9 protein-coding genes are annotated in these 13,480 nt (G+C 45.2%); 6 read left to right on the forward strand and 3 right to left on the reverse strand.

Annotated elements, in window-relative coordinates; genetic code table 11:
- Positions 1-120: 120 nt before the first annotated feature.
- Positions 121-1,263, reverse strand: a complete 1,143-nt coding sequence (locus tag ACFVQB_RS18925) for a family 8 glycosyl hydrolase (protein ID WP_379442100.1) — start codon at positions 1,261-1,263, stop codon at positions 121-123.
- Positions 1,264-1,565: 302 nt separating this feature from the next.
- On the opposite strand from ACFVQB_RS18925, the gene ACFVQB_RS18930 reads away from it, so the two are divergent.
- The 5 genes from ACFVQB_RS18930 (at position 1,566) to ACFVQB_RS18950 (ending at position 8,878) form a co-directional block, all read left to right on the forward strand.
- Positions 1,566-3,812, forward strand: coding sequence for a glycoside hydrolase family 95 protein (locus tag ACFVQB_RS18930; RefSeq protein ID WP_379442104.1), 2,247 nt, complete (start codon positions 1,566-1,568; stop codon positions 3,810-3,812).
- A 188-nt stretch (positions 3,813-4,000) separates the two neighbouring features.
- Positions 4,001-5,215 (forward strand): SGNH/GDSL hydrolase family protein, encoded by a 1,215-nt coding sequence (locus tag ACFVQB_RS18935; RefSeq protein WP_379442108.1) that lies wholly within the window; start codon positions 4,001-4,003, stop codon positions 5,213-5,215.
- A 51-nt stretch (positions 5,216-5,266) separates the two neighbouring features.
- Positions 5,267-6,043 carry an alpha/beta hydrolase gene (locus ACFVQB_RS18940; protein ID WP_379442111.1) on the forward strand — a complete coding sequence of 259 codons (777 nt, stop codon included), beginning with the start codon at positions 5,267-5,269 and terminating at the stop codon, positions 6,041-6,043.
- Between the two features lie 240 nt (positions 6,044-6,283).
- Complete coding sequence (gene bglS / locus ACFVQB_RS18945; protein WP_379442119.1) at positions 6,284-6,997, forward strand: beta-glucanase; 714 nt, start codon at positions 6,284-6,286, stop codon at positions 6,995-6,997.
- A gap of 231 nt (positions 6,998-7,228) precedes the next feature.
- Positions 7,229-8,878: an extracellular solute-binding protein gene (locus ACFVQB_RS18950; protein WP_379442891.1), complete on the forward strand. Its 1,650-nt coding sequence runs from the start codon at positions 7,229-7,231 to the stop codon at positions 8,876-8,878.
- A 138-nt stretch (positions 8,879-9,016) separates the two neighbouring features.
- Here the strand turns inward: ACFVQB_RS18950 and ACFVQB_RS18955 are convergent, their stop codons facing one another.
- On the reverse strand, positions 9,017-10,657 hold the full coding sequence (locus ACFVQB_RS18955) for a response regulator (RefSeq protein ID WP_379442122.1): 1,641 nt from the start codon (positions 10,655-10,657) through the stop codon (positions 9,017-9,019).
- Positions 10,658-10,668: 11 nt separating this feature from the next.
- On the reverse strand, positions 10,669-12,378 hold the full coding sequence (locus tag ACFVQB_RS18960; protein WP_379442125.1) for a sensor histidine kinase: 1,710 nt from the start codon (positions 12,376-12,378) through the stop codon (positions 10,669-10,671).
- Positions 12,379-12,590: 212 nt separating this feature from the next.
- Between ACFVQB_RS18960 and ACFVQB_RS18965 the strand changes: the two genes are divergently transcribed.
- Positions 12,591-13,475 (forward strand): ABC transporter permease, encoded by an 885-nt coding sequence (locus ACFVQB_RS18965; protein WP_379442895.1) that lies wholly within the window; start codon positions 12,591-12,593, stop codon positions 13,473-13,475.
- Positions 13,476-13,480 lie beyond the last annotated feature (5 nt).

The following is a 13,480-nucleotide window of genomic DNA, read 5'->3' on the forward strand; positions in this document are numbered from 1 at the left end:
GGAAGCACAGAGAGTCCTTCTTCCTAATAAAACGGACCCGCTTCGCATTCCCTGCGAATCAGGTCCGTTCTTATTTGAATTTTTACGGCAAGTTAATACCAATGTTCACAGTGGATCGCATTAATAGATGCGATAATTGCCACTCAAAGCCAGCAAACTGAAGAAGTACAGACAGTTGTCATAGTATCTGCGCTCACCTTGGCGGAGTGGGGTGTTCCAAAACTGCTGTACGAACTGGCTGGCATGTGGACCGTCCGCGGCCAAAGAAGCCATGGCATTGGTGGCGAGAAGTCCAACGGGATGCAGCGATGGCTCGTCGAAAGGTTCACCCTCGATGGTATAACGACGATAATCGGATACTTCAATGTCACTGAAGAATGCCTGTAATCGATTGGACTGCTGCACTTGCCAGCGATCTTTGCGGAACCATTCCCAGTCAAGGGCGATGTTTGCCGCAACCCGGTACGCATCGCTGTAGAAATGTCTGAAGTCTCCATGAGGCTGGGGCGGTGCGGGTGTACCGTCAAAATTGGCATACTCGGGCGAGAGTCCGGTCACCGGATGACAGGCTTTGTGCAGATACGCCCGGCTTTCTGCTGCAGCCTCTCTCCAGAAGGCTTGGTCGCCCTCATCCGAATACTTTGCAAACAGTTCATAAAAATGAGGCAGATGATAAGACGGGTCACTAAACGGTGATTCCGGTATAAATTTGATTAATTTGGTTTCCGGGTCCCACATGGGATCGCCCTCACCATGTTCACCTTGGTGCACGCAGGCGTGAAGTATTTTTCTCGCTTGGTCCGCATAATCATATGGCGCCGCTCCATCCCCCCATCGGTTGGAGGCAAAGAACAGGGCCATGGCAAAAAATTCTTCCCCGTCTGGGGCAGGACCTTGCGATATCCGCGTGCCGTCAGGTTTGCAGTGCCATGCAAAATAATCCTTATATCGGCCCTCGGTATGCTGCATAAATGTTTTCGAGAAATTCCAGAGTCGATCGAATTCTTCTTTTTTGTCCATTTGCACAGCCATCATCATGCCATAGGACATGCCTTCCGAGCGAACATCGAGATTGCCGGTATCGAGGAAGTATCCTTTGTCCTCATCCATGGGGTAATATATTCGCGTATTGGGGTCACCGTAGAACAATTCGGTCCAAGTGTCCTCGATTTTCGCTCTAATTTCTTCGTCGGTGTAGCCGTTTTCCAAAAACAGATTTCTGTATTCCGAAGTATTGTAAGTGCCTTCAAATATGTGTGACAAATTCTTTTCCTCCTTAGTCGATCGTACTCTCTAAAGTATAGCATGCGAGTTAGTGATCAAATTAAAGCCTTATCCCGAAAAATTATAGTATATCCGCCTGAACGATTGGCCTGAAGAAAAATATGCGCAATAATCTAATGGTGTCATATCGAAGTGAAATTTCCAATGAATCATCTCTATCGAACCTACGGGTCATGAAAGAGTACTGATCTGCTGGAATACGTCATTTTCTTTCCTTATTTGGGTGTTAAAATTAGGTCAAACTCTTATAAATTTCATCGAATATATATTGGAGGTGCACAATGAAAGAATCGATTCAAAGAGATCATCGATTGTGGTACAGCAAACCTGCCGAGGTGTGGAACGAGGCTTTGCCAATCGGAAATGGTCGTCTTGGTGCAATGATATTTGGAGGTGTAGCTGAGGAGCGCTTGCAATTGAATGAGGACTCCATGTGGTACGGTGGACCTCGTGATCGTAATAATGAAGATGCGTTGCCTAATCTGCCGCATATCCGCAAGTTAATTACGGAAGGGAAACTTCGTGAGGCTGAAGAGATTGCGTCCATGACGATGGCCGGACTTCCAGAAGCGCAGCGACATTATTTGCCACTTGGTGAGCTGCAGTTATCATTTGGCCATCATGATGGCCCTGTCGAGGACTATGTTCGGGAACTTGATTTGGACCGGGGCGTTTCAAGGGTTAACTATCGGGTCAATGAAATCCGTTATTCACGTGAGGTGTTTGCCAGCCACCCGGATCAAGCCATCATCATCCGAATTTCCGCGGATACGAAGAATGCCCTATCGATGAAAGCTCGATTTAACCGACAGAAGTGGAGGTATATGGAGAAAACAAAGAAGTGGGAGCAGAGCGGACTAATCATGCTTGGTGAATGCGGCGGCAAAGAGGGGAATTCTTTTGCAGCTGTTATGAAAGCGATACCAAATGAAGGCGCATGCCGGCTGCTTGGCGAGTACATGCTGGTGGAGGACGCGACCTCGGTCACACTGATACTTGCTGCCGGAACGACTTTCCGCCATAAAGATCCGGAATTATACAGTAAACTTCGCCTAGAAGAGCTTGGCCAGACTCCTTATGATGTGCTGCTTGCGCGGCATACTTCGGATTATTGTGAACTGTACAACAGGGTTGCATTGAATCTGAACAGCAGGTCTGATCGTAATGATCTTCCAACCGACAAGAGATTAGAAGAGTTCCAAAATGAAGAAGAGGACCTCGGATTGATCGAAACCTATTTTCAGTTTGGTCGTTATCTGCTCATTTCCTCCAGCCGGCCAGGCTCTTTGCCTGCAAATCTTCAAGGTATATGGAATGACAGTTTTACGCCGCCATGGGATAGTAAATTTACGATCAACATTAACGCACAAATGAATTACTGGCTGGCCGAGAACTGCAATCTCGCAGAGTGTCACGAGCCATTGTTCGATCTGATTGAGCGAATGAGGGAGCCGGGCCGAATTACGGCCAGGGTAATGTATGGTTGCCAAGGATTTGTGGCACATCACAACACGGATATTTGGGCAGACACGGCGCCTCAGGATACCTACCTTCCAGCTTCCTTTTGGCCGATGGGCGCTGCTTGGTTATGCTTGCATTTATGGGAGCATTATCGTTTTAGTCAGAATCGTATTTTCTTGGAACAGGCCTATGAAACCATGAAAGAATCTGCACAATTCCTCCTTGACTATCTGATTGAGGATACAGAAGGACGCATGATTACCTGTCCATCCGTTTCTCCCGAGAACAGTTACAAGCTGCCTAGTGGCGAGATTGGGGTGCTTTGTGTAGGTGCTTCAATGGATTTTCAGATCATTGAAGCACTGTTCAATGCTTGCATCCAGAGTGCCGAGTTGATTGGGAGAGACCATTCATTCCGGAAAGAACTTATTGCTGCATTGGAGCGGATCCCGAAGCCGAAAATCGGCAAAAGCGGTCAAATTCAGGAATGGATGGAGGATTACGAAGAAGTGGAACCAGGACACCGCCATATCTCCCATTTATTCGGGTTGTTCCCTGGAGAACTTTTCACTCCAGAACACACACCTGAATTGGCAAAGGCTGCACGTAATACGCTGGAATGCAGGCTTGCCAATGGCGGCGGACACACCGGGTGGAGCCGGGCCTGGATTATTCATTTCTGGGCACGACTCCAGGATGGGGAGAAGGCACACGAAAATGTCAGAGCTCTCTTGGAGCATTCAACGCTGCCTAATCTTTTTGACAATCACCCGCCGTTTCAGATTGACGGCAACTTCGGTGGATCATCGGGAATTGCCGAGATGTTATTGCAGAGCCACACCGACGTGATTCGGCTTCTGCCAGCCTTACCTGCCAGCTGGCATGAAGGGAGTGTTAAAGGGCTCAGGGCGCGGGGCGGTTATACACTTGATTTCTCCTGGATGATGGGGGAAATTACAGCAGTGACTGTAAAAAGTACAATCACCGGTCCTTGCCAGTTGGAAGGACCTGGCCTGGAGTACATTTCCTTCGATGCAGAAGCTGGTCAGTCCTATACATTTTCCTGACAGATTACATTCAAAGTGCTGCCGGAAGGCAAACGATCAGAATTAAAACTATACTTTGTCAGGCGAAGACATAGCATTTAACAGGTTGTTCAGTTTATATGTAAAGCGTTACACTTTGAGATAGAAAAATATAAATGATATTTAGGACACGTTGTTACTTTTATTTATCTGGGAAAGGATGAGTTACCATGCAAGGCACGAGTGAGCCACCTTTGGACTTCGAGTCGCAATCTTATCGTGATCTGATTTCAAAATCGTTGTTGAATAAGGGCCATAATGCCAGATTGAAAAAAGCTATCGAGAAAACAAAACGAGGTGAACCTGTAACGATTGCATACATCGGTGGCTCTATTACCCATGGCGCAGGGGCTGAACCGATTCATATGAATTGTTATTCCTACCAATCCTTTCAACTTTTCAAGAAAACGTTCGCTCCAACAAATGACAATCCACTACGTTTAATTAAAGCCGGGTTAGGTGGTACGCCTTCCGAGCTTGGGATCATTCGTTATCATCGGGATGTACTTAGAGAAGGGACGGTCCAGCCAGATATCGTTGTTGTGGAGTTCGCAGTGAACGATGCTGACGATGAGACGGAAGGAACGTGCTATGAGAGCCTTGTCCTGCAAGCTCTTGGAGCTGATAATGATCCTGCTGTCATTCTGCTATTCAGCGTATTTAAGAGCGACTGGAATCTTCAGGATCGGCTGGCACCTTTAGGCTCGCATTACAACCTCCCGATGGTAAGCGTGAAAGATGCTGTTGTGGAGCAGTTTCAACTTACCCGAGAGGAAGGCGGCATCATCTCCAAAGAGCAATACTTCCACGACATCTATCATCCAACCAATGCCGGGCATCTCATCATGGCCGATTGTCTGGGCTGGCTATTTGAGGTAACGAATCGTTCCGACTTGGACCAAGGGAATCATGTGATTGATAAACCTCCGCTGTTCGGAAATGATTTTATGGATGTGAAGCTGTTGGATCGACTGAATGGCGACAGCGTCGCTCGCATCGATGTGGGGGGCTTTGGGGCAACGGATACGGATTTGCAAATGGCAGAGATGGATGATGACTCCTTCGGCACACCGCATTTCCCCAATAACTGGATGCACACCAGGGAGAGCGCGAGTGAAGCTGGCAGCTTCAAGATGATCCTGCGGAGCAAGCGGCTCATTCTGGTTATTAAGGATTCTGGAAGCGAAGAGTTTGGGATCGCCAACATAAGGGTGGATGGTGAGCTGTTCAAACAAGCCGACCCGCATCAAATCAACTGGACGCACTGTCATGCCATGCTCCTGTTTAATGAGAAGGATGCCAAAGAGCACATCATTGAGATTGAAATGGCTGAAGGTCACGAGGACAAATCATTTACGATATTGGGCTTTGGCTATGTCGATTAACCACGGCATCAAACTTAACAGAAGCGTCAAATGCAATTTCAGGAGAGGAGAATGAAGATGATAACAGCACCAGAAGGATATGACCAATATAGGGAGAATATACCGCGCGGAATCATTGAGGAGGTGGAATACCCATCGTCCACCGTGGGAAATCCGCGTAAAGTGATGGTGTATACACCTCCTGGATTTTCTTCGGAGAATACGTATAATGTTCTTTATCTATTGCATGGAATCGGTGGAGACGAAGCCGAATGGTATAACCATGGCGCTCCACAGATCATTCTGGACAATATGTATAACGATAACAAGTTAGAGCCAATGATTGTTGTGCTCCCTAATGGCCGTGCAATGCCAAATGACAGGGCCGAGGGGGATCTGTTTGATCCAGAAAAAATACAAGCGTTTGAACGTTTCGAGTTAGATCTGCTTGACGATTTAATCCCTTTTGTTGAATCGAACTACCCGGCACGGACAGGGCGGGAAAACCGGGCTATTGCAGGTTTATCCATGGGCGGAGGCCAGTCCTTGAATATTGGGTTGGGCAATCTCAACCATTTTGCCTGGGTTGGCGCCTTTTCCGCAGCTCCAAACACCAAAGCCCCAGAAGTGCTCGTTCCTGATACATTAGAGGCGTCGTCACTTCTCTCCATGCTCTGGCTCTCTTGCGGTGATCAAGACAATCTCATGCATATCAGTGTGGGAGTTCACGAATTTCTGGAGCAGCATGAGGTGCCTCATATCTGGCATGAGGAAAGCGGGGCTCACGATTGGCCTGTGTGGAAAAATGGTCTATATCTTTTTTCGCAACTTCTTTTCAAGAGACAGTAGCCATTGTATCAGGCAACAAAGAACTCAGGTAATCAGATTTATCTCTTCCAGAAAAGAAATGTTTAGAAATGAATATCAATTCTTTAATGTTTGCTATAGTTAACCTAACCACACCCATATAAAATGGAAACACCAACCATGTAAGCGTTTTACAAATTTATTGAGGCAAGAGGATCTAACTGTATTTCGGTGGATAATTTGCCTCAACTACATGTTTGGAATCATTCATGGAGGTGTGTAATGAAGAGGAAGTATTGGTACACTTTGGTGGTAACAGGTATCGTTTCTCTGTTTTTTTCAGTAAGCGCTTTCGCGGGGTATGTTTTTTGGGAACCACTAAGCTATTTTAATTCAAACACCTGGCAAAAAGCAGACGGGTACTCCAATGGAGCAATGTTTAACTGCACTTGGCGCGCCAACAATGTTAATTTCACGAGCGATGGTAAGCTCAAGCTCGGTTTGACAAGTCCTGCAAACAATAAGTTTGATTGCGGGGAGTATCGTTCAATCAATACTTACGGGTACGGACTTTATGAAGTCAGTATGAAACCTGCCAAGAACACGGGCGTCGTCTCCTCCTTTTTTACGTACACAGGACCTGCACATGGCACACCATGGGATGAAATTGATATTGAATTTCTAGGTAAAGACACGACCAAAGTTCAGTTTAATTATTATACAAACGGGGTTGGTAATCATGAAAAGATTATTAATCTTGGCTTTGATGCATCCCAAGGGTTCCACACCTATGCTTTTGACTGGCAACCCGGATATATCAAATGGTATGTGGATGGCGTATTAAAGCACACCGCAACCACCAATATACCTCAGACACCAGGTAAAATCATGATGAATTTATGGAATGGAACCGGTGTGGATAGCTGGTTAGGTCCATACAACGGAGTGAATCCATTGTATGCGGAATACGATTGGGTTAAATATACGAGCAATTAGTATACAAAGGCAGCCGTTTAACGGCTGTTTTTGCTTTATGATAGCGTAAAGTTGCATTTATTTAAGATTTGTATTCAATTTCCAATATCCTAAATTAGTGCAATAAATGTTGCAAAATTAGTATGGGCATAAATATCATTCCTTCATTATTATTAATCTGTAAGCAACATTACATAGACTGGGGGAACTAAGTTGGACACAAGTAAAAAGAGACGAGTAGGCAGCCTGGTAATGGCAGGCATGTTCGCACTATCAGCAGTCCTAAGTGGATGCAGCAGCAGCGGGGCGGACAAGAAGGCAGAATCGAGCACGCCAGCAGCAACACTGGAACTAAAAAACGGAAAATATGATCCGCCGGTATCTATTACGTATTTGCGGCCATGGGGGCCAGACGTCAAATTCAAATCAGGCGAGGACCAGGACAACAACGTTCATACGAAATGGGTGAAGGAAAAGCTGGGGATCGAGCTGAAAAACCAGTGGATATCTCCATCCACCAACAATGCTTTCGAGACGAAGCTGCGACTTTCCCTTGCTTCGAATGCGGAAATGCCGGATATCATCTCGTATCGTGGTGAATTCAACCTGGTGCGCGAATTAATTGAATCCGGTAAATTTATCGATGCTGGCGAGTTATTCGATAAATATGCCAGCGATACATGGAAAGCAGCCGTTAACGAAGATCCTTCGGTATGGTATCCATATATGCAAGACGGCAAGCGAATCGGTATTCCCATTTTGGATTATGCCTATAATGGTGATCCTGTTATGTGGATTCGTGAAGACTGGATGAAGAAGTTTAACTTGAAAGCTCCAAACACACTGGATGATCTCGAAGTAATTATGGAAACGTTTACGAACCAAGACCCTGATGGAAATGGAAAGAAGGATACTTTCGGACTGACCATCGGGTTCAAAAACTGGGTAAACACTTGGATGTCTGATGCTGGATGGGTCTTTGGTGCTTATGGCACAATGCCAAACCAATGGAACCTTACCAAAGACGGAAAACTCGAATACGGCTCAGTGACACCAGGAGCGAAGCAGGCTCTGGCAACATTGCAAAGCTGGATGAGCAAAGGATATATCCCGGAAGAAGTTGGCGTTTATGATGAAACGAAGGCTTCTGAAGAATTCACTGCCGGAAAGGCAGGAATTGTGGTGGGTCCTCACTGGATGCCATCCTGGCCGCTGGAGGATGTGAAGAAAAACAACCCTGAGGCAGAATACAAGGCGTATCCTATTCCTTCAGGTCCTGATGGCAAGGCGGGCAGACATGGTACGCCAAACGAGAATGGTGTTGTTCTGATTAATAAAGACATGAAGAATCCGGAAGCATTCTTCACCTATCAGAACTATCTGTTTGATCATTATGCTAATCCAAAAGCAGGCGATGAGTTTGAGCATGGATTCGCCGAAGGATACGATTATGTTATGGTTGACGGTAAACCGTCCACCGATGCAAGTCTTACAGGCGGTTATGCTCCTGAGAAATATACGCTGACCTTTGATGGAGCACGGATTCCAAGTCTTAATATGACCACCTTGACGAAACTGGCAAATGGTGAAGCACCAACAACACCATTTGAGCAAAAGTTGAAATCAGGTGTACCTACACCTATGGTTGAAGCAGCCAAAATTGTTCTGGATCAAAAGGACATCGTTCTCAAGCAAATGTTTACGGGTGCGCCTACGATGACCATGCAGATGAACAATGATATTTTGACCAAGATGGAGAAGGATACCTTCTCACAGATCATCTACGGCAAAACCTCTGTTGATGCGTTCGACTCATTTGTAGAGAAGTGGAAGTCCTCTGGCGGGGACCAAATCACCAAAGAAGTAAACGAGTGGTATGAGTCCGTGAAAAGCGGAAAATAATAAGAGGCAGGGCCAATGAATTTATTCATTCAGCCACATTCGCAAAAAAGGCATTGCAGGAGGTGATCTCCGGCAATGCCTCTTTGTGTGATTTAGATAAGAGCAGAATCCGTCTGGATTTCAGGATGGCTACGTCATTTAAACGGGCAGGTTTTCACGATATTCTTGCGGAGTAACGTCATAATATTTTTTGAATACACGAATGAAATACGCGGTATTGTTGTAACCGACAAGCTCGGCAATTTCAAATACCTTGGTTGTTGAAGTCCGCAAATAATATGCTGCTTTCTCCATTCTCAATCTGTACACATATGCAGTAAGAGCCTCTCCCGTTTCCGCCTTATAGACCTTGGACAAGTATACAGGATGGAGGTGTACGTGGTCAGCAATTGCAGGCAGTGATACGTCTGATGCCAGATGCATATCCACAAAACTTTTTACGCTGCGAACAATGGTGCTGTGATTATCTTTCAGCTCTTGTTCAGCATCGTCGCGTATGTAATGGAGCGTACGAATAGACCAGTCCTGCAATTGCTTTGCGGTAGAGTAGCTGGGAGCTTGAAAGTAGCGATAGGACTCTGCCGGCATTAAAGAAGATATTTGCTTGCCGTTTTTATGAATGATGTAAGCAAATGCTCCAGCTATAGCAAAATACACTTCAGTCGTTGACTCTGCGATATCATGATGTTTATGTGAATGCAGAAGTTCCTCAAAAATTTGCTCGATTTTCTGTTCCACATCCTCAAAGCGTCCTGCTTCCAACAGGCTATTTAGCGTTGGCGGCTGATAGAGAGATCTGAGCATATGGAGAGGAGTGGCATCCGTTTCATCGGAGGCTGTCACAAACAAGCCTTGAACTTGACCCATCCGTTTACGCATGGACATGACTGTTCGTTCATAAATTTCTCCAATTTCGTAAGGAAACGTTCCCCAATTGGAAACGGAAATCGAGATTGCACCCTTCAAGTACAACTGAACATTAGTCTGAATTTGGGCAGCGTACTGCTCAAGCAGCGTCTGTGGTGTTTCACTCTTGTTATTGCTCATCGTGGCTGGGTGTCTCATGCTGACGAGAACAACGATGTAATCATGGACATCTCGCGTATGCCAGGTGTGAAAATGATTATGCATTACTTCACTAATGATGTTGCAGATGGCATATTCCATCAGGGCCAGGTCGCTGTGGGCCATCTCGGATAAATGTTCCTCCATGCGAATGATCAGCATGCCGAGATCTTCTCCTACCGAATAGGGCAGTTCCAACAGTTCAAGCTTGTCTGCCAATATCTTTTGATCATAGGTTTTCCCGGTCAATAATTCATTAAGCATTATGGATTGCAGCAAAGGCAGATTATCCTGAAATGCGTGCAAGGCTTTTTGATGGGATGCCGCTACTTCCCATCTTTGCTTGATTCGATTAACGAGACGTTGAACCGATTCGATCAGATCTTCATCACTAACAGGCTTTAGCAAATAATCAAAACTTTCCTGCGCAATCGCCTGCTTCGCATATTCAAAATCGGCGTGACCGGATAACAGAATAGTCTGCACATGTGGCCATCTTTCGTGGATCGCTGTAATAAGTGCAATGCCTGACATTTCGGGCATACGAATATCGGTAATTACGATATCAATGTCGTGATTTTCCATGATTTCGAGTGCCACAGTCCCGGATAAAGCCTCATGTACCGTACCGATCCCGCAGCTTTCCCAGGGAATAGTCTCGGCTAGAGTTTCTACAACTGAACGTTCGTCGTCCACTAATAATATTTGCAGCATGGGTACTTCACCTACTTGTTTGTATTGTCGTGCCATATGATGTTGACTTTAACGCCACCTAATGAAGAATGGTCATAGACCAACCCTGCCGATTCACCATACATAAAGGACAAACGCTGATGGACATTCCATGTGCCGCAGCCCATGTCCTCATCAAGGGGGTTATGCAAATCAGATTTGAGTTGATCCAACTGCTCTTGACTCATACCAAGTCCACTGTCTTCCACCGTAATAGTATACACATCGTCCTTGCAGTCTGCATAGATCTTGATCTCACCATCCTCGGACCGAGGCTCAAGACCATGAATAATAGCGTTCTCAATGATCGGCTGAAGTGTCAATCTGGGCACTGTTTTATCTAAAATAGCTTGGGGTACGTCGATTGTAAAATGCATTCGCTCCAGTCTAAGAGATTGGATCTCTAGATAATTTTCGACCATGGTCAACTCTTCACGAATGGTTGCCAGGTCTTTTTCAGACCTTGTTATGTACCGATAATACTCCCCCAAATTAAGTGCCATGGCTACCACGGCTTTTTCATTTTTCATCCTCGCCATATTTTTAATATAAAACAGACAGTTATACAGAAAATGGGGATTGATCTGGGATTGTAGCTGTTTTAGCGTTGCTTCTCTGCTTCTCAATTTCTCCTCGTATACATTTTCAATCAGCTCCTGAATCCGCTGTGCCATGATGTTGAAACGGGCGAACAGCAGGCTGAATTCGTTGCGGGCCGTGTAGTTTAGACGAACGGAAAAGTCCCCGGTGGATAAGCGATTTGTTCCTCTTACCAGTTGTAGAAGAGGGAGCTGCACACTCCGATAGAGTGTATACAGCACTAGAACGCTCATTACAATCAGAACAGCAATCGACGCGTAAAAGAGATTTCGACTGCTTGTAATTGGCCTAAGGATTTGCTGCATCGGCACATAATCCACATAATACCAGCCAAGGCTTTTGGATTGAATATACGAGACATAATACTCCGTTTGATTCAGTGTGGTGGTGAATCCTCCCTTTGGTTGCAGTTTTGCTTCTTTCAGCGAGGACTGGATCGCATTCAACGTATCCATTCCGGAACTGTTGCTGATTAAGCCGAAATCGGGATGAAACATGAATGGATCACCATTGTTATTTAGCTTGTTTTGATTGAGTAACAATGTTAAATGATGGACAGGGAAGCTTATTTTGGTTATTAATTTGGCTTTATCTGGCTTGGCCATCGCGGTGGTTGGCTCGGCTGTGTACCAGATAAAACGGTTTTTTGCATAAGTCCATGACTGCGAGAGTGGTTCCTTAAATTCATCTTCCCTGTAAGGAATGTACGCATAATAGTCGGTTGAAATTACTTTTTGCATGCGTGGGAAATACAGGGTGATGGTCGAGTGCCATTTGCTTGCTGCGTTGTACAGATTCATTTTTTCCAGAATGGCACTACTTGCTTTAACGCGTTCGTAGGGAACATCTTTGTAGTCGGGGCGCTGATATTCCTGAATGCTGGAATCCTGTCCGATTGACATCCCGTAGAGAGAAAGTTGGTAGATATTGGACTCTACGGAATCAGCAAAAGTGGATAAATGATTCATGGTATTGTTCTGAATCTCATGTTCAATGACGCGCACACTTTCTCTATTCGAGTAGGTGTATAGGAACAGCACCAGGATAAGCAGCATTACAAATAACAATGTAATTTTGGTAAACACATTCAAACGGCTGAGCAAAGTGAGACCTCCCCAATCTTATTAAAATAGTGATATCGTTGTTGCAATATTAGGATATAGATTGCAAATTTCCATTGCTATAATTTTAATATACAAGTTCACGATGACTTGTAAAATACAAATTTATAGACATGGGGGATGTAGGGGTGAAGGAACATACTTTAGAGACGACGCACAAGCGGCGTGCCACCAGGGTGAGGCAGCGATGGAACATGCAAAGAAACTGGACCTTGCATATGATGCTCATTCCGGCTGTTATACTGGCGCTGGTGTTTCAGTACATACCAATGGGGGGCATTGTTATTGCTTTCCAGGATTTCAAACCATACCTTGGATTTACAGAGTCAAAATGGGTAGGATGGGATAATTTTAAATATTTATTTTTATATCCTGATGTAGGCCAAGTAATCTGGAATACTTTGGTGATTGCTTTTTTCAAAATTGTTGCCGGGCTGCTTGCTCCGTTCTTGTTTGCCATTTTATTAAATGAAGTACGTCTGGTTGCTTTTAAAAGAGTGAGCCAAACGCTCGTTTATCTGCCGCATTTCCTATCATGGGTTATTCTTGGCGGGATCTTGCTAGACATTCTTTCTCCGCAAGGGGGCATGGTGAATCAGCTTGTTGTTGCACTTGGAGGAGAACCGATCTTCTTCCTCGGAGATGGAACGTGGTTTCGAATAACGCTGATCGTCAGTGACGTCTGGAAGGAATTTGGTTTCGGAACGATTGTATTTTTGGCTTCTCTCTCAGGGATCAACCCTGCGCTTTACGAGGCTGCTGAAGTGGATGGGGCTAACCGTTTCAAGCAGACGCTGCACATTACGGTTCCGGCATTGATGCCGATTACGATTGTACTTATGACGCTTTCCATCGGTAATATTCTGAATGCTGGCTTTGATCAGGTCTTCAACCTGTATAATCCACTCGTTTACGACAAGGGGGACATCATTGATACCTTTGTATATCGACTGGGGATTTTAAACGGGAAAATGAGTTTTGCTACAGCGGTAGGATTGTTTAAATCTGTTGTCGCTACGATTTTGATTGTTGTATCTTACAGAATGGCCTATAAACTGGCCAATTATCGAGTTTTTTAGAGAGG

Origin of the sequence: Paenibacillus sp. NPDC057886, assembly GCF_042796655.1 — a bacterium.
Classification (GTDB): Bacteria; Bacillota; Bacilli; order Paenibacillales; family Paenibacillaceae; genus Paenibacillus.